This window comes from Synechococcus sp. J7-Johnson (assembly GCF_024345795.1).
In the GTDB taxonomy this organism is placed as follows: domain Bacteria; phylum Cyanobacteriota; class Cyanobacteriia; order PCC-6307; family Cyanobiaceae; genus Regnicoccus_A.
This window is the reverse complement of the sequence record NZ_JAGQBU010000027.1, coordinates 14,249-35,632: the sequence shown is the minus strand read 5'-3', so window position 1 is coordinate 35,632 and position 21,384 is coordinate 14,249. Positions and strand designations below refer to the sequence as shown.

Here is a 21,384-nt window from a genome sequence, read left to right as displayed (position 1 = left end):
TGCCAGCAGGAGGGGCTCCCATCTCAAGCAGTCTCTGCCTGAGATGCAAACGGGAATCATCTCGCCGTCAAGGGTTCAGCAGAGACGAAGTTCGCCGCGTGCTGTCCCGACCCCTGAACGCTTACTCGGATTTATCACGCCGCTTTCCAGAGGTCCGCGCGTCTTCGTTCACATCAGCCAGTTCCAGCAGAGAAATCGGCGTCCCTGTCGCAATGATCTTCTCACTTACGTGATCGGTTCCGACGAGCGGGGGCGGTTGCGTGCGAACGAAGTTAGGTATCAGAAACGTACACAACTACATACAGCAAAAACGAAGAGTCTCCCTGCGGCAACTATTATCGCGGCAGCGGCGTTCATCTTACTGGGACTATCAACAACCTATTCTCGAATCACTAGCTTCAGTCCCAGTCCGTCGCTTACGAGTTCCTCTCCTGCAGCCGACAAGGCAATCTCGAATGCGTACGAAGCACAGCACAGCGGCGTTCAGGTGGGAGGCGAAGGTGTGGTCGATCGAGTTCTATCAGACGACAACGACGGCAGCCGCCATCAGCGCTTCATCCTCCGACTTGCGTCGGGTCAGACCCTGCTTATCGCCCATAACATAGACATCGCTCCCCGCATCGAGGCATTGAGGAGTGGGGACCGAGTCGCATTCTATGGCCAATATGAATGGAATGAGGAAGGCGGCGTCATCCACTGGACACACCATGACCCTGATGGCCAGCACGTTTCGGGTTGGCTGAAGTACAATGGCATGGTGTACAAGTAATAGTCGTGGCACTTCATGCCGCCATCCAACTGAGTCGCCACCACATGGTCATTGTAGACATTAAGCGGCCTTCTGTTCAACTCTTTGCGGCCAGGTGATGGCGATTGCAAGGCGAAAGAATGATCCCCACTGACAACGCATATGACAGTCGCACCTGGCTATTCAATCATTATTCCTAAAGATACTCTGGCCCGCGCCTCGGACTACTTGCAGGCGCTGAAGAATGGTAGGGCACAAGCCGGAACTTACCTGAATGACCTTCTCCAGGGCTTCGACCTGCGATCGATGACTGAAGATGATCTGCTCGGCAAGCTATTCGACACCAAACAGCCTCAGATCTTTGCGGAAACGGCGGTGGTCGGGGACGGTTCGGACTGGAACCTTACTGAACTCGGCCTGTTGGGCGATGTTTCGGTTGCTGTGCCAGTGACCATCTTTGATGATGGCAATCACAGTTCCCCGACGCCGCACGATCCGCCATTTTTTGGTGTGCTGGTATTCACCCCCGGTGCTCTCCTGCGAAACGGGTGCGGGCATGCAGCGGCGGATTGGGATGAAGCGACTTCAGGCGATGGCGAGTTCTCGCTTGAGGGCTATTGCAGCCTCTATCGACGCAGGCTGCTCCCAATATTCCGCTACATCAATGACCGCGCGGGCAAGCCGCGGTCAGCCTTCGTGACAGTGCCAGGACTTGGCTGTGGGCAGTTTGCTGGTCCGTTCCGTGGTCGCCTTGGGAAAGGATTGCAGGAGGTTCTGCAGGGGCTCTTGACCGACTACGGCAGTTCTCTTCCGAACCTCAAGTGCGTGTACTTTGATCCGTACAGCGAGTGCCAGAACTTCCGCCGGGAGATCCACGGCATATCGTTCATGGTCCGACCCCTGAGGGCCTCGGGGAACCAGGAGAAGGCTCAGCTGTGTCGTCCAGTCGCTTATGCCGAAAAAGGCGACGACTTCTCAGGATGCACGCTGTATAGCCTCGTCGCATGGGACCACGTCTCTTGGCCAGGGAACGACTTCTTCGTCGGATCCCGTGCCACTGATGACGGCGTAAAGGCTGCTGCCACGAGTTCCATGGCGGTACTTACGGGCGTGACGGGGAAATATGACTCTGCTCGCTGCAAGTACCAGCCGCCTCAGCCCTACTCCAATTGGGGAGCCGTCGTCAATGACAAGCGGAGCAGAGGAGATCTCAGATTGTGGAGCTCACTGGCTGTATGGCGAGCAGATGCGCCGCTGTGATTACTTGATGCGTCCTAGTGTACAGTCCTGCAAATAACTGATAGAACATGGAGTGTCTCCCGAGGGAGCCTTTCCATGGCTGTCGGCCGTCCGATGCCGCCGCTGGTCCTTACAGAGGACGAAGTTCAGCAGTTGCAGAGCATCGCCAATTCCCGCTCTTTACCCCACTCGATCGTGCAGCGCGCACAGATCGTGCTGGCCTGCGGGGCTGGCGAAACCAACACATCGATCGCCAAGCGGATGGGCCTGACCGGCATGACCGTCGGCAAGTGGCGCAAGCGCTACCGGGAGCTGGGACTGGAGGGCTTGCACGATGAGCTGCGCCCCGGCCGGCCTCGCACCTACGAGGACGACACGGTGGCCGAGGTGATCAACCGGGCACTCCAAACCAAGCCAGCTGATGGAAGCACCCAGTGGAGCGCTCGCTCACTCGCCGCTGCCACTGGGATCTCCAAGACCACGGTGCACCGCTGGCTGCAGACCTTCTCGGTGCAGCCGCACCGGCAGAAGCACTTCAAGCTCTCCACCGACCCGTTCTTTGTGGAGAAGGTCCGCGACATCGTCGGCTTGTACCTGAATCCGCCGGACAAGGCGATGGTGCTCTGCGTCGACGAGAAGACGCAGATCCAGGCCCTGGATCGGACTCAGCCGCTGCTGCCCATGGGCCTGGGTTACGTGGAAGGCGTCACCCACGACTACATCCGCCACGGCACCACCACCCTGTTCGCCGCCTTGGACGTGGCCACCGGTGAGGTGATCAGCCAGTGCAAGCCCCGCCACCGGCACCAGGAGTTCCTGGGCTTCCTGCGCCAGATCGAGAAGTCCGTCCCCGAGGACCTCGATGTCCACCTGATCGTGGACAACTACTGCACCCACAAGCACGCCAAGGTCAGGTCCTGGCTGGCGCAGCGGCCCCGCTTCCATGTCCACTACACACCCACCTACGCCTCCTGGCTCAATCAGGTGGAGCGCTGGTTTGGGATCATCACCCAGCGAGCCATCCGCCGGGGAAGCTTCTCCAGCGTCAAAGAACTGATTGCCAAGATCGAGCAGTTCGTGGCGGCCTACAACAAAACCAAGGCCCCGTTCAACTGGACGGCCACGGCGGATTCAATCCTGGAGAAGCTCCAGCGACTTTGCTCGCAAATCTCCGGGACGGCACACTAGATGGCCCTGGCCGCCTCACGCCCAGCCTGCACTCGTTGGCGGATGGCGAATTTGGCGGCATCTTCACTGGCGCGGAAGCTGACCAGCTCATCCCACGGCAGCTGACCCTCGAAGGCTTGATGGACGGGGCAGCTGGTGCCCTGGATCTCGCCGCAGTGGCGCCAGAGGACTGACTGCCAGCGATAGGCTTCGGCCTCGCTGAAGGCGGCCCAGCGGCCGTAACCCTCGCGCTTCATGGCGACGCCCTTGCCGTGGATGCGGGTGCCGCCGAGGTGGGGCCAGTGGAAACTCTCCAGATCACGGACCCTGGCCCATTCGCCGCCGTGGGCGAACCAGACGGGGCCGATGCGGCTGACCTGGAGAGCGGATTCGGGGCAGAAGCAGAGCCAGGCGAGCAGCTCCCGGTTGGGGTGGCTGCTGCCGGCAATCTGGGGCCGGATGTGGGAGAAGGCACCACCGCCTGGATGGGTTTGCCGCTCGATGAACAGGTGGAACAGGGCCACGGCAAGGCGTGCGAAGGACGCGAGCGAGTGGCGCGGGGAGGGCAAGGGTCGGTGAGCGCAGCGAGCCGACTTGCGCAGCCCTTGCCCCGCCGCGCATCGTGAAGCGGGCCGTCGCCGCCTCCTATTGCCGTCAGCCGGAAGCCGGGGCGCGGACCCCGGCACTGGTGCTCAGGCCGCTGCCTCTTGGAGGCTGGGCATCAGCGGCAGGCCGTAGCGCCAGAGGATGCCATCGGCGTGATGGGCCTGGTGTTCACTGAGGGCCTGCCAACCGCCGCTGTGGTGATCCGGGACGATGGCGCAGGCGCGGCCGTGGATGATCGTGCCGCCGAGCAGGGGCCAGTGGAAACTGGGCTCGCTGTGCTCCTCGCCCCAGAGGCCGCCATGGGCGAGCCAGATCGGGCCAATGCGCGTGGCAGTGACGGCACCTGTGGGGCAGCAGCAGATCCAGGCGAGGACCGGGGCGGGTAGCTCGGCCTCGGGCATCACTAGGACCTGGCGGTGGCTGAACGGACGCCCTTTGGGATCAGTGGCGCGGGTGATGAGCAGGGTGTGAGGAGCCATGGCGGAGAAGCCGGAGGACTTCACGGCCAACCACGGCGAGGGCAAGGGCCGATGAGCGGAGCGAGACGGCTTGCCCAGCCCTTGCGCCGCCGTGGACCGTTAAGAATGCCGCCGGCCCGTCCTGTTTTGCGTGCTGGCAATAGGTGGTGACGTTGCTGGGGTCAGGCCCCGGGAGTGACCATGGGCCTCACGTTGATCGAGGCGATGAAGCATGAGACCCGAGTCGATCGGCTCGCGGTGTCCAAGACCTTCGTGGAAGGTCAGCTGCTTCGTCGTCTGCCCTTCCGGAACCTTTCGGGTGGGGCTCTGCAGTTCGCCAAGGAGAAGAAGATGCCCCGTGTCGGCTTTCGGGCCGTGAACGAGGGTTACCGGCGCGACTACGGCGCGGTGGCCCAGGAGAGCGAATTCGTGCACCTCTTCGGTGGCGATCTCGACGTGGACCGCTCGATCGTCGATCTCAATGGCCCCGAGGCCCGTGCTTCCCAGACGGAGCAGAAGGTGCGCTCGATGCGGTTGACGCTGGAGGCGGCGATCATCAACGGGGATGCCAGCTTCGATCCGCGGGCCTTCAACGGTCTCAGCAAGCGGTTGATCCCCGGCCAGATGCAGACCGTCGACAACATCAGCGGCACCGTGAAGCTGACCAAGCTGGAGGCGCTGGTCGATTCGGTCAACGCCCTCGGCGGGGAGAAGGTGATCATCACCAGCAAGGCGGGCCGGCGCCAGATCAGCCATGTCTCCCGTGAGGCTGGCGGCGACCTGTATCAGGTGATCGACGGCCGCCACTGGTTCGAGGACACCGAGATCCTGGTGCTGGATCAGGACGCGCAGGGCCACGAGGTGCTGGGCTTTGGCGAGGCCGGTAACACCACGTCGATCTACTGCGTGGCGTTCGGCGATGAGCTGATGACCGGCATCCAGGGCCCGTTCGAGGGCCGTTATGGGATCTCGGTGCGGGACTTCGGCGAAGTGCAGGACGCACCGGTGTTCCGCACCCGCGTCGATTGGTACGTGGGTTTTGCGGTCTGCCACGACAAGGCGATCGGTCGCCTCTACAACGTCGGCCCTGCTGTGGCCTGATCAACCCATTCCGTTATCACTGAGAGGACACGACCATGGCCCACCAGGGCAACAAGCTGATCGACGCCGCCACCACGCTGGTGGGGTGGGTCAACTACAACGCCACCGACCCGTTTGAGCGCACGCGCGTGAGCGCGGAGGTGGTGCGGCTGACCACGCCGCTCGATGCGGCGGAAGACTTCACGCTGCTGGCCAGCCATCCCGGGGCTGCCGGGGCGGTGACGGTGGTGCTGCAACTGGCGCCGCTGCTCAAGGACGGCACTGTCGGCACCTGGGTGACGGCGGCCACCGTGGCGATCCCAGCCGCCGGTGGCCAGGTGGAGGCACCGATCTCCGGCGGCAGCCTGTCGGTGGCTCCGGCTGATGCCGCCAACGCGGAACTGCCGGCCTTCTTCTATGCCCGAGCCACGTTGACGCCTTCCACCCCGAACGGCGCCCACGTCAGCCTCACCTACTGAGGGCGGCCATGGATGACTTTGAGGTCAAAGCGCCCGGCGGTGAGCCGGGTCCGCCGCCCAAGCCAGTGATCAAGCCGACCCAGCCCGGCAGGCCATGGGCGCCACCGCAGGAGGGAACGGAGGGGAGTGATCCCACCGTTCCGACTGCACCGGCGCCCCAGGAGCCGCCCCAGGAGCCCACTGATCCGCTCACCCCTGCTGATCCGACCATGCCTGTTGACCTGACGACCGCCAATCCTGTGCTGGAACTGCCGCCGGAGGGGATGCTGCGCATCTCCAAGGCGAGCGAGGACGATCAATTCGTCTTTCCTGTCCATGCTGAGCGCTGGGCGGAGGACGGCTGGACGGTCCACCCGCCGGTGACGATCGATGAGGGACCTGCAGAGCTGCTTCTCGTGATCCCTCCGCCGGATGAGGTGCTGGGCGGTGAAGCGGTGACGCTGCTCGGAACCCTTCCGGATCAGGGCACCGACCCGGCGCCTGCGGAGCCGAAACTGGCAGCGCCGGAACCGGCAGGGCCGGTACCTGACGGGTCTGAGTCGGTCGGACTGGAACCGGAGCCCGCCCCCGAGGTGCCCGCACCCAGCACTGATGCTGAGGTTGCAGGGCCTGATTTCGCGTCGATGACCAAGACGCAGATCGTTCAGTGCTGTGAGGAAGACTTCGGCGTGCTGCTCGATGCCAGCCAGACCAAGGCCGTGCTGGTGGATGAGGCCACCAGGCTCTGGGAGGAGTCGGTGACGGCGCCGGCCGAGCAGCCAACCGCTGCTGATGCTGGCCTCGTCCCTGAGCTGGATCTGTCGATCCCTGGCGATCTGCTCGGCTGACACTGCCACGGTGGCTTCCTGGCAAAGGGAGATAGCGCCAACCCCGAGAGGCCAGAGCCCTCCCATGCCCTACCCGCTCCCCAGCGCCCCTGACGAGCGCATGCGCGTGCTCCCGCCGATGGGATGCCCGGGCCTCGAGGTGTGGGTAGTGCTCCATGAAGTTCCGCGCTGGTTGCGGATGGGCTACCGGCTGGGGCCTGTGCCCGCTGAGCAGCTGGAGCTGTACTGGAATCCGGCCGATCGGCTGTGGGATGAGCCGATCACGAGTGCAGCGATCGAGCTGCACATCGACCCGTTGATCAAGGCACCGCAGCCGATTGCGGTGAGCTGGGGTGATGGCAGCACCGAGACGATCGGCTGGGATCCACTGGCCCGTGATGTGCCGCGCCCGCGGCATGTCTACCTGCAGCGTGAGGATCTCACGGTCACGGTGCAGATCGGCATCACGATCACCAGCCTGCAGGTAGCGCTTATCGGCTGCCCGGTGCCGCCCTACTCGGTGCCGACTGCTGGCAGCTCAACGGGCGGGCTGATTGGCGTCGAGCCGTTGGTGCCGGGTGCTGGCCTGCAGGGCAACCCCTATAACGGCTCGTTGGCGCAGCAGTGGCAGCTGCGGCTGCATCCCGCAGGTGGCCTGGGCTTCCTGCCGTCCCCAGTGGATGGTGAGCCGGCGCTGGCTTCGATGAACAGCGAGGCCGGCGGCCGTGCCACTCGCTGGTATTCGGGCGATGGGCCGCCGGTGACGGAGCTGCTGCAACCGCCACCGGCCCCGGGCGACCTCTACCTGGATCGCATCAGCGGGCAGGTGTACGAGCTGGTGGTGTGAGCCATGCCTGAGACCTGGAACCCCACGGGGCTGAATCTCAAGGGACCGGATGGCGCCGATGGTGCGGCCGGGACTGCCGGGGTGACGGGGGCAGCCGGGCCGCAGGGGCCTGCTGGGCCGACGGGTGCGACTGGAGCGGCGGGAGCGACAGGAGCGACCGGCCCTCAGGGGCCTGCTGGACCGTCGGTGTGGGGTGGGATCACGGGAACACTGGACACGCAGGCGGACCTGCAGTCGGCCCTGAACCAGAAGCTCAATGCCTCACAGCTGACTGTGGGGCCAGCCCCGCCGCCGAGCCCTGCTGTCAACGATCTCTGGGTGGACACCAACTGATGGCAATCACGACACGGGACCAACTGATTGCAGCGCTGGGCCAGTCGCGCCATGCGCTGTTCGACAAGGCGTCGATCTCAAACGGGGTGGCCGGCCGCTTCTACTCGTTGTGGAAAGCGGGGGGCTTCCCGGGAGTGGGGGCGACACCGACGACGCAGGCGATCTGCCTCAACACCACGGCAGGCGCCATGCCGTACCTGCCGTTCAATTCGCCGAGCACGAATTACCTGGCGTGGGTCGATGTGGCCACGAGCCTGGCGACCGCCACGCTGGAGATCCACGATCGCCTCTGCCACCAGGGCGGCCTCTCGGGCACGGTGGCGACGGCGCAGACGACCAACCTGCCGCTGAACCTGACGGGCATCCCGGCGGAGCGGATCGGCCTGACGGACTTCAGCCAGCTCCAGTGGTGGCTCGAGTGGTACACGGACACCGGCAGCACAGCTGCGAACGCCACGGTGAACTGCACGTTCGATGACGACACCACGGGCAACGTGGTGATCGCGCTGGCGGCCACCAGCCGGGCGTCGGGCCTGTATCAGATCCTGCCGGCGGCAGGGAAGAAAGGCATCAAGGCGGTCAACAGCGTCACCCTGAGCATTTCGACGGGCACTGCTGGCGCGTTCGGGGTGACCTGCACGCGCTACCGGGCTGGATTGTTCACGGTGGTGGCGAACAAGGCTGAGATCTTCGACTGGGCGGCGCTGGCCCTGCCGGAGCTCCACATCGACTCCTGCTTGAGCCTGATTCAGCTCTGCACCACGACCACCACGGGCGTGAGCAAGGGTGTCTGCCGCATGATCGGGGGCTGATCGTGGCCAGGAGCATCCGTGATCGGGATGATCCGCCCTACCGGGGTGGCGGTGACCGTTGGGATGCGGGAGCAGGTGGTCTGATCGCCACGCTGGAGTTCTTCGGTGATCCGCAGCCGGCGCCGACGCCGCTGCCTGGCGGCCTGCTGCGGGTGTGGACGGGCGCCGCCTGGGTAGAGAAGCCCGCCAAGGTCTGGTTTCAGGGTCAGTGGCTACCGCGCCTGGTGCGCCGCTGGACGGGAACGCAATGGGTGCCGATCAACGCTGAGCAGGACTGAGCGGCGGCCCGTGCTGGTGGGCTCCCGGAATCATCAGTGGCAATAGGTCGAGAGACCCCCGAGAGCGCGGCGGCCCATGTCCTGGACCAGCACCGGCAACATTCGCGGCCCCCAAGGCCCGCAGGGTCCGGGTGGGCCTGCAGGCGCGAGCGGCCCAGTGGGAGCGACCGGTGCGGCCGGGCCGCAGGGCTCAGCCGGTGCCGTTGGACCGCAGGGACCGGCGGGCAGCACCGGCCCGGCTGGTGCGACGGGTCCCGCTGGCCCGACCGGACCAACCGGCCCGCAGGGTGCGGCGGGCACGGGCATCAACCTCAAGGGCAATGTGGCCACTCAGGCCCAGTTGCCGAGCAGCGGGCAGCTCGACGGTGACGCCTATGTGGTGGCGACGGTGCCGCCCGATCGCACCAATGTGCTGTTCGTCTGGGACACCGAGACCACGCAATGGGTGGATGCGGGCTCGATCTCCGGCCCGGTCGGCCCAGCTGGCCCGGCTGGCTCTGCTGGCCCCACAGGGCCTGCGGGCGGAACGGGACCGGCTGGCGCCACGGGCGCGACGGGACCGCAGGGGATTCAGGGACCGATCGGTGCGGCCGGTGCCGCAGGCCCTGCCGGCACTCGCGGTACGGGCTGGTTCGTAGGCAGCGGGCCGCCGCCGACCAACATTCCCGGCTCGATTGTCGGCGACATGTACCTCGACCAGGCGACGGGGGATGTGTATGTGCTCGGCAGTGGAGGCCTTTCGGTGGGCAGTCTCCCCGCCATTGGTACGTCCTTCCAGGGCGGCTTCTATGGCGGCCTGATTTCGGCCACGGCGAATGGTGTGGCCACCCACGCGCTGATCATTGCGCCGAAGGCCACGGGTCATGTTCTGCGGGCCTGCAAGACCGCGAACACCGCGACAGCCGGCACGGCCAGCACCTTCGACGGCTATGCCAACTCCGAGGCGGCCAAGGATGCGACCCATCCGGCCAACCAGTGGGCGCGCGCTCTGTCGATCGGCGGCTACAGCGACTGGTACATCCCGGCGCAGTTCGAGCTGGAGATCCTGTTTCGGCGCTTCAAGCCGGACAACAGCGAGGGCAACACGCCTGGATTCGGCGCCAATGCCTATGCGGTGCCGCCGACCACGGCCAACTACTCGGGATCGGTGCCGCCCGCCACTTCGGTGACGGCGTTCCAGGCGGGCAACTCTGAGGCGTTCGAGGCCATCAACTACGGCAGCTCGACGCAGGACGGGGCTACCACCCATGTGATCCAGGACTGGTTCTACGGGCCGCAGGAGTCGAACTCCAAGACCTTCCAGCAGCAGGTGCGGGCCATCCGCAAGGTGGCAGTGGTGCCCTGATGACCAGCTGGATCCCTCGTATCGACACACCGCGGCGCGTACTCGAGGAGCGAACCACGGCCGCGGTCAGTGCGCCGTCAACGCTGGACCTGACCTTTCTGAACCTGGGAGTGGATGGACGGTTTCTCTCGGTGAGCTGCTCTATCCCCGCCTGGGTGACGTTTTATGCGTCGGTCGCAGCGCGGGCAGCCGATGCGCTGCGACCGATCACCGATGACCCGCCGCTCTCAGCTGGTGTGCTGCTGGACCTGAAGTTCGACGGCATCACAACGGTGCTGGAGCCAGCGCCGGGCTCGACTTACTCGAACGCGGATCTGCCGGTGCAGCAGCGGGTCTGGGCGCGGGTGCGCACCGAGCTGGCGGTGCCCCACTCGGCCACCGTCGGTGTGCTGGCGCTGGTGGAGTACGACACCGTGACAAGCGGGGTCGCCTGATGGTGGCCACGATCACGGACCTCAGCCGCCGTGGTGATACCGGCGGGTTTGTGGTGCCGCAGGTGTTCGCCTCTGCGGATGCCCTGCTGCGCACCTGGATGGCGGCAGCCAATGCGCAGAACCCGTCGCAGCAGCTGAGCATCGTGAAGGCACCTGGGGACGTGCCTGGCTTCACGGGTTGGGTGATCAAGGCCCGGCTGGCGGTGCTCGACGCCGGGCAGCCGGTGGAGCTGATCAGCCAGTGGGTGGCGAACCTGACGACGGGTGCGATCACCACGCACTGCGGCTTGGCGAGCGGGTACACGCCAGGCGCGGCGCTGGGAGGCTATGGCGCCCTCACAGGCGGGGTTGGCACCACCAATTCATTGATCGAGCCACTGCCCGAACCGCTGCCGATCGGCGCCATGGTGGCCAGCTCCCTGGCGGCGGATCAGGAGTACTTCTGCTTCGCGCATTCGCAGCACACCTTCAGCAACCGCCAGGCGGTGGTGGTGCTGATTGCCAAGGACGTGTATTCCGGGCAGTGGCATCTGTCGCTGACGGATAACCTCTCGGTGATCGGTGTGGTGGGCTGGCGAGCGAACCGCTCGCTGCCGTTCCTGTCGAATTCGCTACGGCTGGATTATGCGTCCTCGACGCTGCCACTGATGCTGACGGTGCCGGTGCAGTGGGTGCCGATCACACCGGGGATTGCGGCAGCGACGCCGCCGGCCGTGAATCCGCCGGTGCAGTGGTTCGATCCAGTGGTGCTGCCTGCTGATTTCGGGCTGTATAACCGGACGGCTGGAATGTTCGGGTACTTCATCGGCTCCGATGGTTCGCATTGGCTGCAGATGGGTGGCGCCCGCCTTGCCCTGCGACTGGTGGAGGCGACACCATGACGTTGACGATCTCAACGGCGGACTGGACGCCTGCGATCGACTGGCTGAGTAAGGCGCCTGGAGCGGTGGGCCTGCGGCTCAGTGAGGCCATTGCGGCGTTCGTGCAGGCTGTCAATGCGAATGCCGGCAACAGTGGCATCCAGCTGACGCAGCTTAAGGATCACACGGCTGCGACGGGTACAACGTCCTTCGGGTATGTGCTGCGGCTTGGCCATCCGGTCAATCCAATGGTGTTGAGGTACTACAACACCACCAAGAGTCAGGGATCTTCCGCATCATCATCATCGGCCAGTCTTGCGCTTGGTCTTGCCAGCAACTGGACGGATGATGGGCTGAATGGTGGTTACGGCACCTTCAGTACGACGGTGGCGAGCCTCAGTTCGGGCCTGTCGTATTACGGGCCGAGTGGTAGCCCGGTTTATGACGCCGCCGGCAGGCTGGTCGTGATGATGGATACGACGCCGGGCGGCAAAGAGTTCTTCGCGTATAACATCGCGACGACAAGTGGCGACACCTACGCGCAGAACCATACCTTCATTCTGTTCCGCAGTCCTGCAAGTAGCGGCTGGAGTGTTGCTCTGTTGCGCTCACAGGCTCTGGCGGGCATGTTCGAGAGCCGCAACTTCTACACCTGGAGCAATAACGTGATGGTGGCGGCGCCATCCTGGCCGAATGTGCCATCAGGGCTGGAGCAACTGCTGACGACTGGTCTGGGCCTGATCCCTGGCGGGAATGGCCCTGGCCAGCTCTTTGAGTACCGCACGAAGCAGGAGCGGGTGAGCCTGCCGTCGCTGTTCTGGTTCGGCAGCAACCAGATCACGGACCCGCGAAGGCTGAGCCGGGTGACAAACCCCAGCGGGCCGGGCGTCTTCTACCAGCTGGGTGCAGCGATGAACAGCGGCGGCATGGACTGCTGGATCCTGGTGCCATCGAGCACGGCGGCGATGGCCGGGTGGAACACGATCGGGTCGCTGAGCAGCTGGCAGACGTTCCCTGACCGGCTGTATTTCGGCCCGGAGGTGCCGCGTGGCGCGGTGCTGATGGGGCCTGATGCCGGGCCTGATTTCCTGGTGGATTGGAGCTCGGTTGCGATGGGCGGGCCGGGAGTGCTGCAGCATCCGATCTACTCGCTGCAGCAGGGCACAGGCGGCGGTAGCCAGCGGCCGAGCACGGGCGTGCTGTGGCCCCGTGGCAATGGCTGAGCAGCAGGCGGAGCCCGCGCGGATGCAGAGCGGAGCCGATCGGTATGCGGAGGCACTGGCCGAGGCCCGATCACCGCCTGTTCGATGTGCCGCCTGGGATGGCGAATCAGATCGCACGCTTGTATCTGGAGAGTGGCTGGGACGTGCTCGAGGAGGCGATCTGATGAAAACGCCAGAGCTGATCTCGGCTGAGCTGCGGGAGCACCGGCGGGTGCTGCTGCGTGAGGCGGCCCAGTCCGCAGCTGGTCGTGTGCCCCAGCTGCAGGAGCGTGAGTTCCTGAGGCAGCTGCATGAGCTGCTGGAGGACTTCGGCGCCGAGCTGTCGTACACGACGGCCGACGATGGAATCCACGTGTCGATTGAGGGCCGGCCGCTGCTGGGCGGCGGCGGCTTCTTTGATCGCGCCACGCTCCGCTCGTGGTTGGAATCGGCTGGGGTGCTCTGACCATGAAGGCTGAGCAGTACAAAGTGGCGCTCGACGCGGCCCTAAAGGCCGCAGGCCAAGGCGGGCCGAACTGGAATGTCCTGTTCTGGGCGTCCCTGGCGGCACAAGGCCTGGCCCTGCAGGCAGAGCCGCCGTCGGATGAGCAAAGCGACCTCTACCCCGACGGAAGGCCCCTGGTGGCGCCGCGGCCGTATGAGGACTGGCATCCGCAGTGGCCAGAGGGCACGGTGGTGGTCTGGGCACCGCCTGCCGCCTATGCGTGAGCGCCGGGATTGATGGCTCCCGGCTGGCTCGGCTGAGCCTCAGTCAGCGATGGCCTCGGCCTCAGCCGGCGCGGGCTCGGGCAGCTGATCGGGCGCCGCTGCTTGGGGCAGATCAGATCCACGGGCTGCCTGGCCTCGGTGACGACCTGCAGGAGCACCTTGGACGACTCGCGCAGGACGAGATCCAGCTCTCCAGATTGGCGGCGTGATTGGTGAGCTCACAGCCGATCTGCAGCCGCTGCCCCATGAGGACGCTGCCAAGCTCTGCGACCAGCTCCTCCCGGGCATAGGACCTGGAGCCAAAGCCGCCGGAGAGATCTCGCTTGAGGCGGGCCTTGTGGCCGGTGGAATGGCTGGCTTTGTAGCCCCAGGTGGCATAGAGCTCTGCAGCGCCGTGGAAGCTCTGGCGCTCTGGCGGCTGGATCTGATCGGAGGTTGGGACATAGAAGGCCCGCTCAGCGCCCCAGCGGACCTGGTGCGGCCAGGCGCCGAGGATCTGCTCAGACTGGGTGATCGGCTCGCTTGCCGGGCCGCGCATGGCCATCCCCAGCTCCAGAAGGATTGGATTGCTGCCTCGATAGGCGCGGCCGGTGAGCAGATTGACGTGGACGCCGCCACCTGTGCAATCCCAGGGCTTGCGCCAGGGCGTAGTGCCGGCTTCGAGGAGCTTGATGAGATCGCGCACCATCTCCTTTTCGGGCGACGGGCCATCGAACTTGCGACGGGACTCCGATGAGGTCATGGGAAAAGGAGCAATGGACGCCGAAGTGACCGTGCGGACAGCGCAATGGCGGGGGGCCCGCGAGGGCCGAGCGCTTGCGTAGCCCTTGCGCCATTCCGCGCACGCTGAGGCAACCTGCGCGCCCCTCCCTGTGTTTTTGCGCGAATCTTGCGCGCTCAGCCCGCCTGGGGGTCATAAAAAAGGGCTCCCGGAATCACCGAGAGCCCTTGGTATAACTGGAATCGGGGCGACAGGATTCGAACCTGCGACCTAGTGCTCCCAAAGCCACCCATTTGTGGGCTCCAGGACTGAGATCTCCCGCCAGAACTGGCGCTATGACTAAGGCTAAATGAGCCTGCACGGGCAAGCCAGGCTAGTTTTGCGCTCAATTTGCGCTCAGCTGGATGCCACGGGTCGAACGTCGGCAGGATTGGGAGCACGGTCTGCGTGCTGGTGTTCGCACCTCCACCGCCACGGGCTGGTCGCTGCGGGAGCAGCGCGGTGGCATCCGCCTCGAGGTGCGCCGCACGGGCCAATCGTCGACCAGCGTTGTTCTTCCGTTCGAGTGGTCGAAGCTCCAGGTCGGCGCGATCTTGGCCAGGGTGCGCAACATCTACGTGCTCACCCTGGCGGGCCACGATCTACAGCAGGCGGCGGCCATCGCTGATGGCAAGGCGCCACGGCGTCAGACCAGCTGGGCGGATGCCCTGGTCAGCTTCCAGCGGCAAAAGCAGGAACACGGTGCAGCGATCAAAGGTGGCACCTGGGCGAGGAGTTATCAGCCGGTTCTGTCGATGGCGGTTGCTTTGCTCGATGGCTCAGACGTGCCCAGGACGCCCGCCGATCTGCTTGACGCCTGCCTGCGGGACTGGCCGCCGGGCAGCCGTACGCGGCAGATCCGAGCGCAGTCGTTGGCCCAGTTTCTGCGGCATTGCGTCGAGCGTGAGCACTTCCCCGAGGGCTGGCGGCCACCGGCCGACCTGCGTCCCCACATCGGCGTTTCGGCTGCTGAGGTGGCCCCCGGCCACCGTAAGGGCGACGCCTTCACGGATCTGGAGATCCTGGCGCTGATCGATTCCCTTCCCAGCGATCCCCCGGGTCTGCGCTGGGCGGATGCTCTGCGGTTGATGGCAGAGCTGGGTCTGCGGCCGATCGAGCTGCAGCACCTGGCGGTGCGGATCGAGCCGCGCAGCGGGCGGCCGTTGTGGTGGTGCAGCTACCGCAAGCGGAGCGGGGGCGGCATGACGGCGCCGCGCTGGATCCGGCCGCTGCCGCTGACGGATTGGGACGGGCGCCGCCAGAAGTGGAACCTGCTGGAGCGTTGGCAGGCGGGGCTGATCGCGTTGCCGCCGCTGGGCAATGGACCTGGGGCGTCGGATGCGATCGGCACTTACCTGGGTCGGCAGCAGGGCTGGCAATCACTCCGGGCCCGGCTGGAGGCCCGGGGTGAGCGAGCGGTGCCCTACAGCTTCCGGCACAGCTACAGCCTGCGGGGTCACCAGCTCGGGATCGATGCGGGCAGCGTGGCGCTGAACATGGGCCACAGCTACGAAGTGCACTGCCGCAGCTACCCCTGGGCGTCGGACTCTGGTGCTGCGGTGGCCTACGAGCGTGCACTCGCGGTCGAGGCGACGATCTGAGGCTGGGGCTTGTCAAGCGACATCCAAAACTGAGCCACCGCTTCCGACACTGCGGCAGCCAGAGTTCGTCCTCGACCGGGGGTAGCAGGGCCATCCCGGCCAACCCAGTTCGAGGAGCGCAACAGAATGACGACCTGAGTGAAAGGGCATCCCCTCCGCATGGCCTCGACCCCATCCGATCCAGCCAGCCCCCAGGGCATCCGCCGCCGCGAGCTGCTGCTGGGCACACTCGCCGCTGGCTTCGCTGTGGCCGTGCGCCCGATCTCAGCGGCCACGATCACCACCGATGCAGGCGGACTGACAGAAGGGTTCGTGAGCATCCCTGTGGAAGCATGCACGATTCCTGCCTACCGCGCCAGACCAGCCACAGGGACGAACTTACCGGTCGTGCTGGTGGTGCAGGAGATCTTCGGGGTACATGCCCACATCCAGGACGTGTGCCGGCGGTTGGCGCGGTTGGGCTATCTGGCCATCGCCCCCAGCCTGTTCGAGCGCCAGGGGGATGTCACCAAGCTGCCGGATATCGCATCGATTCGGCCCGTGGTGGCCAAGGTGCCCGATGCCCAGGTGATGAGCGACCTCGATGCCACTGTCGTATGGGCGGGCCTAGCGGGAGGAGGAGACACCGGCAAACTCGGCATCACCGGGTTCTGCTGGGGTGGCCGCATCACCTGGCTCTACGCCGCGCACAACCCCAGCCTCAAAGCCGGTGTTGCCTGGTATGGGCGGTTGGTTGGAGAGAGCACCCCTGAGCAGCCCTCCTATCCCCTGGATCTGGTGGCAAGCATCAAGGCTCCGGTACTGGGGTTGTACGGCGGCAAGGACGATGGCATCCCGCTGGAGACGGTTGAGCGGATGCAAGCAGCCCTGAAGGCGGCAGGCAGTCGCAGCGAGATCGTCATCTATCCGGAGGCTCCCCATGGCTTCCATGCCGACTACCGCCCCAGTTATCGGCCGGAAGCCGCTGCGGACGGCTGGAGCCGGCTGCAGGCATGGTTCAAAGCCAACGGCGTCGCCTGAAGACCAGGGTGTTGATTGCCGCCAGGGTGGTCAGCAGAGAAGCTCCGGATTTGAATGCTGGAGGTGTATGGAGCTGCAGTGGCAGCTCAGATCACCCCGTCAGGGCTGGTGCGGTCAAGAACCTCCAGCAGCTCCCCCAGCGTTTTCCTCACTGCTGGTCCCTGATCGGGGTTGTGGACTGCACCGAATGCGCGGGCGGTCATGCGTGACTCGATCTCCTGCAGGGCGTTGGTGGTGTCCATCAGGAGCTGGATGGAGATGTCGGCAGTGTTCAGTGGTCTCAGCCTGGGGTGAATGCTGAGAGTGTTCCCAGCTCAGATGACGTTGGGCCTCCAAAGAAAGGAGGCTTGGCAGGCATTCTGTGATGACGGCTGCAACCTCTTGACCTCCCTTCAGATCACCGGCATCAACAGCGCTGGCTCGATCGAATTGAGGCTGGTGGCCGTGGCCTCGCACATCGTCTGGTTGCAACGATCCAGGTGGTAGAGCACCGGCGAATTGGTGTTGGGGAATTTGCGGCGCCAGTGGGTGCCAGCTTTGAACAGCCCGGCGGTGCGCCAGCGGTACAGGGTGCTGTAGCTGATGCCGAGGGCGCGAGCAGCGTCGTGCGCCCCCAGCCAGGGGGAGGCGGTCATGGCAGGTCGGGTTGGATGGCGTGACGGGTGTGGCGGCGAGCGAACTCGTCGGTGACGGCCAGCACGAGGGCACCGGCACCGTGGAGGTGGGCCAGCTCCATGGCGGCATCGATGGCGGCATTGGGCAGCTCCCTCAGGTGAGCTGCCACGAGCGTCCCTGGCTCCTCCGGTGGGTTCACAGGACCCCCTCATCGCTGGCCTTGATGGTCCAGAACGGGGCTCCCCGCTTCTGGCTGGCCTCGCCGAGCTGCTCGGCCAGTTGCTTGCGCTTCTTGAGGTTGGCTTCCAACTCCTTGATGCTCTGGGGGTAACTCCAGCTGACCCGGCCCTCCTGGCGGTAGATCACGAAGCCGCTGACGGTGGGGAGGCCCTTTTCGGGCAGGACACCCGCTTCCACCAGCTGATCCAGCGCCTCAGTCGCTCGGCTGAGGTTGTCCTGCGCCGCGATGAACGCCTCTTTGGCCTCGGCTGCGGCGTAAAGGGCATCAGCGACCTCCTGCGACAGCGAGAAAGAGGAACACGGCTCCGCAACCGGCAAGGAAACCAGCGCTTCCGGAGAAGACGAGCAGGGAGCGGAGGGCAGCGCGGCGGTCGGCGCGAGAGGGGCGGTGGCGGGCATGGGGAACGGTGCGAGGTGCTGGCTGAACGCGGCTACGGGCGAACGCCGGAATGTCGGGCCTGGTCACGGCTTGGCAGGGTGTGGCGGCCTACATCTAAAACTATAGGACTAACGGACGGCAATAGAACAGCTTAAGGATCAGAAAGGGCGCCACTCACTGGTGTAGGCGGAGAGCACTGACTCCCACTTGCTGACGCAGGCTTCTGCTGGGTGGGTCTGGATCTGGCAGGCCCCCGGCCGCGCCCAGATCGTCAGCCCCCGCGAGAACGCAAGGCCATAGCGCCGCTGGGCCATCAGGATTCCCGCCCCCAGTTGGGCTCTGGTGTCGTACTTCTTTCCCTGCTCCGAGAGGGACTTGAGGTCGGCCATGCCGTAGCTGCCATCGGGGAAGCGGACGATCAGATCCATGGTTCCAGCGACGTTGTCCACCACGTCGAAGACCATCACCTCCGAGGCGACCACCTCGATGTGATCCCAGAGCGGTTCGGCCAGCAGCGGCTCGATCCAGGCGCCATAGGCCCCGTACTGCTCGCCATGGGGCTGCGGCAGAGCTGACCAGTCCTGGCCGTCAGGCCATAGCTCCTGTGGCCCACCCCAGCGGGCGTGGGCGAAGTGCTGGAGGGCGGCATGGCAAGTGTTGCCGCGAGGCTCCCAGACTTCGCGCCAGGCCTCGATCCAGGCCAGGGCGTCCTCGGTTTTGCAGACCCGGGCGATCACGCCGGTGATCGAGATCGGGAACCAGTGGTGGCGATCCGTGAGCCGGTAGGTCCAGGTCCTGTCGTCGCGCTCGATCGGTAGCGGTGACAACCAGTACGGCGCATTGCTGGCAATAGGCATAGGACTTGCTATGGATAAAACGTCAGCGTGGGTTAAAGCCACTCTACTGGCGCTAACGTCAGAGAACTTCTAATGACCCCAATGCCTTTGCCCCTTCCGCTCCCTGAGCCGGAGCCCACGAACACGATCGTTTTTCTGCTTCATCCCCAGCAGATCGCCTGGCTCAGGGCCCATGCGGGCCAGCGTGGAGCCTCGGCCTTCATGCGCCGCCTGCTGAACCACCTCATCGAGGAGGAGCGGCAGGAGGTGGAGCGGGTCAAGCAGGAGCTGCGAGAGCAGCGGGAGCAGCGGGAGGGACGAGAGCGGCTGGCGGCCTGAGGGCCGCGATGACTTGATCACCCGACTTTTCACCCCTCGATGTTCAGCACACCTCTTTGCCCGGCCCTGGTGGTCGGGCGACCCTTCCTGCAACTCGACTACGGGCGCTCTTGCTGGGCCACGGACCATCTCAGCGCTGCCGGCCTGCGTGCCTGGCTGCGACTGCTGACCTACTTCCGCAACGACCGGCTGATCCCGCGCCTGAGCACCCGCGAGCTGGCTCGGATTGCTGGTCTGGCCCTCTCCACGGCGCACAAGGTGGCCAAGGAGCTTGCGCCGGTCCTGAGGTTCGCCGGCGAGGCGGATGACGAGCTTGAGGACCCTGCCATCCACGAAACGAACGCCTCTCCACGAAACGAACGGGGGTGTTCGCCAAACGAACGGAACCGTTCGGGAAACGAACACAAGCGTTCGGAAAACGAACGCCCCTCCTTATCTCTTAAAGAAGAAATCCAAGAAGGAATAACTCCTCCTCCTACCTCCTCCTCACGCCGCCACAGGTCCCCGTCCGAGGGCTCCCGCGAGGAGGAGGACGGGATTTCTGGGGTAAGGATTCGGGACGAGCAGGGGGAGGGCCAACAGCCGGCGCTGCAGCCAGCCCTGGCCGAGGCCATGCGTGATCAGTGCCTCCGGGTGACTCCCCAGTTGGCCGCTGTCAGCGACGAGTTGCTGGCCTTCTGGAGCGGGAAGGAGGGCAACCGCACACCGCTGGCTTTTGCTGCCCTGCAGGCAGAGCTCTGCCGGATCGAGGCGGATCCGGCTGGTGGCATCGAGCAGGTACGGGAGCAGCTTTCGGTCGCGGCCCAGAAGGGCTGGCATTTCATCCGTCACAAGACCTGGCACGCCTGGAGGCTGGCGCACCCGGAGCCGATCCACTTGAGCGAGGAAGACCTGACAGCAGGCGGGATCTACCCGGAACTGGCGGCCTTTGAGCGCCGCTATCGCGCCACCTACAACCCCAAGGCAAGTGGCGGCGAGGTGTTCGGCGCCTACTGGAACTACACCGAGCGGCTCAAGCGTGAGCAGGCGGCTCCTGACCTGCAGAGCGCGGCCTGAGCCATGGCGATCACACCGAAGGACCTCACGGACACGATTGAGCTTCTGGCCGAACTGCTGCCGTATGTGCGGCGGCCGAGTGGCAAGGCGATGGCGTTGCTATGGGCAACCCTGCCGCCACGGGTCGGCGAGGAACTCACCCACAGGCACCTGGCCTACGCCAGCCAGCAGTACCTGCTCGACCCGGCCAGAGCCGAGGAGATGCCCGTGCATCTGGCGCTGCTGCGCTACCTGTACCGGCTCGAGAACGACGCCCCGAACTTTGCCTGGGGGCTGAGGCAGGACCTGGGCCAGCGGATGGCAGGCCATGGGTTTCAGCCACTGCCAGCCAGTCAGGCGGATCTCCACGCGCAGCACGGGCTGCCCGACCACGACGGTGCTCGCCATGAGCCCGGCGGCGTCCTCGCCAACCTGAGCGTGCTGGCCTCGCTGCCGAGCGTCGGCAACGGCCACCACCTGACGCCGGCTGAACCAACGCCGTGACGATCGGGATGCAGCTCGCGCTCCTGGTAGCGCGCGGACGAATGACACTGGAGGATCTCGATCAGCCGACCCCGGCCTGGGAGGAGCTGGAGCGGGACCGGCTGCGCTCAGGGATGCCCGGCCTGGATAAGGGCTGGCCGGGTCGTCGCTCGCCGGCCATGCGCTACCCGGGAGCGGGCGAGCAACGCAGGCCCCGCAACCTGGCGCGGGAATGGATCGAGGACAACCCGAAACAGTGGGAGGCCTTGATGCGGCAGGCCCTGGAGGAAGAGGCCCGAACGGCCGACATCAAGGCAGCAGCCGATCGAGCCGGCTCAGCGAGCGGTGCGCCGCAGCCGGCTTCCAGGCGCTGATGGACACCGCAGTCGCGGGTGAACGCCCGGCTTTGGTGATCCACCCAGACCAGCTCCGGCGGCGGCGAGGAGAAACGAACCACACCAGCGACAGGGCCGCCAAGCGGCTTGTGTAACCCTGGCGCGGTGTGACACCTTTACGCAACAGCCGCCGGATTGAGGGTCAGGTGCCCTGCACGGGGCCTCGATGGGCCGTTGCCTGTCACATTGATCAGGCGCTATCCCTTAGGCGCCTTGCTGGGCCTCTTCATCAATGACTGGGCGCATTTCTGCTCCTTA

At 65.5% G+C, this 21,384-nt stretch carries 30 protein-coding genes; 22 read left to right on the top strand and 8 right to left on the bottom strand.

Annotated elements, in window-relative coordinates; genetic code table 11:
- The first annotated feature begins 43 nt into the window (after nt 1-43).
- The 3 genes from KBY93_RS16295 to KBY93_RS12490 all read left to right on the top strand — a co-directional run bounded on the left by KBY93_RS16295 (nt 44) and on the right by KBY93_RS12490 (nt 3,175).
- On the top strand, nt 44-769 hold the full coding sequence (locus tag KBY93_RS16295; protein WP_399223139.1) for a DUF3465 domain-containing protein: 726 nt from the start codon (nt 44-46) through the stop codon (nt 767-769).
- Nucleotides 770-910: 141 nt separating this feature from the next.
- Complete coding sequence (locus KBY93_RS12495) at nt 911-2,008, top strand: hypothetical protein (protein ID WP_255094758.1); 1,098 nt, start codon at nt 911-913, stop codon at nt 2,006-2,008.
- Between the two features lie 75 nt (nt 2,009-2,083).
- Nucleotides 2,084-3,175, top strand: coding sequence for an IS630 family transposase (locus tag KBY93_RS12490; protein ID WP_255094757.1), 1,092 nt, complete (start codon nt 2,084-2,086; stop codon nt 3,173-3,175).
- Here the strand turns inward: KBY93_RS12490 and KBY93_RS12485 are convergent.
- The gene (locus tag KBY93_RS12485) at nt 3,172-3,723 is read right to left on the bottom strand and encodes a hypothetical protein (RefSeq protein WP_255094756.1); all 552 of its coding nucleotides are present in this window, start codon (nt 3,721-3,723) and stop codon (nt 3,172-3,174) included. The two genes, KBY93_RS12490 and KBY93_RS12485, sit on opposite strands and share 4 nt — an antisense overlap.
- 123 nt (nt 3,724-3,846) lie before the next feature.
- Complete coding sequence (locus KBY93_RS12480; protein WP_255094755.1) at nt 3,847-4,263, bottom strand: hypothetical protein; 417 nt, start codon at nt 4,261-4,263, stop codon at nt 3,847-3,849.
- 156 nt (nt 4,264-4,419) lie between these two features.
- On the opposite strand from KBY93_RS12480, the gene KBY93_RS12475 reads away from it, so the two are divergent.
- The 13 genes from KBY93_RS12475 to KBY93_RS12415 all read left to right on the top strand — a co-directional run bounded on the left by KBY93_RS12475 (nt 4,420) and on the right by KBY93_RS12415 (nt 13,423).
- Nucleotides 4,420-5,319: a major capsid protein gene (locus KBY93_RS12475; RefSeq protein ID WP_255094754.1), complete on the top strand. Its 900-nt coding sequence runs from the start codon at nt 4,420-4,422 to the stop codon at nt 5,317-5,319.
- A gap of 35 nt (nt 5,320-5,354) precedes the next feature.
- Entirely contained in the window at nt 5,355-5,777 is a 423-nt protein-coding gene (locus tag KBY93_RS12470; protein WP_255094752.1) for a hypothetical protein, read from the top strand.
- An 8-nt stretch (nt 5,778-5,785) separates the two neighbouring features.
- Nucleotides 5,786-6,604, top strand: coding sequence for a hypothetical protein (locus KBY93_RS12465; RefSeq protein ID WP_255094751.1), 819 nt, complete (start codon nt 5,786-5,788; stop codon nt 6,602-6,604).
- A 64-nt stretch (nt 6,605-6,668) separates the two neighbouring features.
- Nucleotides 6,669-7,430, top strand: coding sequence for a hypothetical protein (locus tag KBY93_RS12460; protein ID WP_255094750.1), 762 nt, complete (start codon nt 6,669-6,671; stop codon nt 7,428-7,430).
- Between the two features lie 3 nt (nt 7,431-7,433).
- Entirely contained in the window at nt 7,434-7,763 is a 330-nt protein-coding gene (locus tag KBY93_RS12455) for a hypothetical protein (RefSeq protein WP_255094760.1), read from the top strand.
- The gene (locus tag KBY93_RS12450; RefSeq protein ID WP_255094749.1) at nt 7,763-8,575 is read left to right on the top strand and encodes a hypothetical protein; all 813 of its coding nucleotides are present in this window, start codon (nt 7,763-7,765) and stop codon (nt 8,573-8,575) included. Before KBY93_RS12455 ends, KBY93_RS12450 begins: the two co-directional genes overlap by 1 nt.
- Nucleotides 8,576-8,577: 2 nt before the next feature.
- The gene (locus KBY93_RS12445) at nt 8,578-8,853 is read left to right on the top strand and encodes a hypothetical protein (RefSeq protein WP_255094748.1); all 276 of its coding nucleotides are present in this window, start codon (nt 8,578-8,580) and stop codon (nt 8,851-8,853) included.
- A gap of 76 nt (nt 8,854-8,929) precedes the next feature.
- The gene (locus KBY93_RS12440; protein WP_255094747.1) at nt 8,930-10,198 is read left to right on the top strand and encodes a collagen-like protein; all 1,269 of its coding nucleotides are present in this window, start codon (nt 8,930-8,932) and stop codon (nt 10,196-10,198) included.
- Nucleotides 10,198-10,632 (top strand): hypothetical protein, encoded by a 435-nt coding sequence (locus KBY93_RS12435; protein WP_255094746.1) that lies wholly within the window; start codon nt 10,198-10,200, stop codon nt 10,630-10,632. The genes KBY93_RS12440 and KBY93_RS12435 overlap by 1 nt, the downstream gene beginning before the upstream one ends.
- Nucleotides 10,632-11,513, top strand: coding sequence for a hypothetical protein (locus tag KBY93_RS12430; RefSeq protein ID WP_255094745.1), 882 nt, complete (start codon nt 10,632-10,634; stop codon nt 11,511-11,513). Before KBY93_RS12435 ends, KBY93_RS12430 begins: the two co-directional genes overlap by 1 nt.
- Complete coding sequence (locus tag KBY93_RS12425) at nt 11,510-12,715, top strand: hypothetical protein (protein ID WP_255094744.1); 1,206 nt, start codon at nt 11,510-11,512, stop codon at nt 12,713-12,715. Before KBY93_RS12430 ends, KBY93_RS12425 begins: the two co-directional genes overlap by 4 nt.
- Before the next feature lie 163 nt (nt 12,716-12,878).
- On the top strand, nt 12,879-13,160 hold the full coding sequence (locus KBY93_RS12420) for a hypothetical protein (protein WP_255094743.1): 282 nt from the start codon (nt 12,879-12,881) through the stop codon (nt 13,158-13,160).
- Between the two features lie 2 nt (nt 13,161-13,162).
- Nucleotides 13,163-13,423: a hypothetical protein gene (locus KBY93_RS12415; RefSeq protein WP_255094742.1), complete on the top strand. Its 261-nt coding sequence runs from the start codon at nt 13,163-13,165 to the stop codon at nt 13,421-13,423.
- A gap of 112 nt (nt 13,424-13,535) precedes the next feature.
- Here the strand turns inward: KBY93_RS12415 and KBY93_RS12410 are convergent, their stop codons facing one another.
- Nucleotides 13,536-14,165 carry a zincin-like metallopeptidase domain-containing protein gene (locus KBY93_RS12410; protein ID WP_255094741.1) on the bottom strand — a complete coding sequence of 210 codons (630 nt, stop codon included), beginning with the start codon at nt 14,163-14,165 and terminating at the stop codon, nt 13,536-13,538.
- 383 nt (nt 14,166-14,548) lie between these two features.
- On the opposite strand from KBY93_RS12410, the gene KBY93_RS12405 reads away from it, so the two are divergent.
- Both KBY93_RS12405 and KBY93_RS12400 read left to right on the top strand, forming a co-directional pair.
- Entirely contained in the window at nt 14,549-15,784 is a 1,236-nt protein-coding gene (locus KBY93_RS12405; protein WP_255094740.1) for a site-specific integrase, read from the top strand.
- A 159-nt stretch (nt 15,785-15,943) separates the two neighbouring features.
- Nucleotides 15,944-16,804 (top strand): dienelactone hydrolase family protein, encoded by an 861-nt coding sequence (locus KBY93_RS12400; RefSeq protein ID WP_255094739.1) that lies wholly within the window; start codon nt 15,944-15,946, stop codon nt 16,802-16,804.
- 86 nt (nt 16,805-16,890) lie between these two features.
- On the opposite strand, the gene KBY93_RS12395 is transcribed toward KBY93_RS12400, so the two are convergent.
- From KBY93_RS12395 to KBY93_RS12375, 5 genes are all read right to left on the bottom strand, one after another.
- A complete protein-coding gene (locus KBY93_RS12395) occupies nt 16,891-17,046 on the bottom strand; it encodes a hypothetical protein (protein ID WP_255094738.1) in 156 nt (51 codons plus the stop codon).
- A 150-nt stretch (nt 17,047-17,196) separates the two neighbouring features.
- On the bottom strand, nt 17,197-17,439 hold the full coding sequence (locus tag KBY93_RS12390; RefSeq protein WP_255094737.1) for a helix-turn-helix domain-containing protein: 243 nt from the start codon (nt 17,437-17,439) through the stop codon (nt 17,197-17,199).
- On the bottom strand, nt 17,436-17,588 hold the full coding sequence (locus KBY93_RS12385) for a hypothetical protein (RefSeq protein WP_255094736.1): 153 nt from the start codon (nt 17,586-17,588) through the stop codon (nt 17,436-17,438). Before KBY93_RS12385 ends, KBY93_RS12390 begins: the two co-directional genes overlap by 4 nt.
- A 26-nt stretch (nt 17,589-17,614) precedes the next feature.
- Complete coding sequence (locus tag KBY93_RS12380) at nt 17,615-18,058, bottom strand: hypothetical protein (RefSeq protein WP_255094735.1); 444 nt, start codon at nt 18,056-18,058, stop codon at nt 17,615-17,617.
- A 138-nt stretch (nt 18,059-18,196) separates the two neighbouring features.
- Entirely contained in the window at nt 18,197-18,865 is a 669-nt protein-coding gene (locus KBY93_RS12375) for a PD-(D/E)XK nuclease family protein (RefSeq protein WP_255094734.1), read from the bottom strand.
- 117 nt (nt 18,866-18,982) lie between these two features.
- On the opposite strand from KBY93_RS12375, the gene KBY93_RS12370 reads away from it, so the two are divergent.
- The 4 genes from KBY93_RS12370 to KBY93_RS12355 are packed head-to-tail and all read left to right on the top strand — an operon-like array spanning nt 18,983 to nt 21,105.
- A complete protein-coding gene (locus tag KBY93_RS12370) occupies nt 18,983-19,213 on the top strand; it encodes a hypothetical protein (protein ID WP_255094733.1) in 231 nt (76 codons plus the stop codon).
- A gap of 39 nt (nt 19,214-19,252) precedes the next feature.
- Nucleotides 19,253-20,269, top strand: a complete 1,017-nt coding sequence (locus KBY93_RS12365; RefSeq protein WP_255094732.1) for a hypothetical protein — start codon at nt 19,253-19,255, stop codon at nt 20,267-20,269.
- Between the two features lie 3 nt (nt 20,270-20,272).
- A complete protein-coding gene (locus tag KBY93_RS12360; protein WP_255094731.1) occupies nt 20,273-20,752 on the top strand; it encodes a hypothetical protein in 480 nt (159 codons plus the stop codon).
- A complete protein-coding gene (locus KBY93_RS12355; protein ID WP_255094730.1) occupies nt 20,749-21,105 on the top strand; it encodes a hypothetical protein in 357 nt (118 codons plus the stop codon). Before KBY93_RS12360 ends, KBY93_RS12355 begins: the two co-directional genes overlap by 4 nt.
- Nucleotides 21,106-21,384 lie beyond the last annotated feature (279 nt).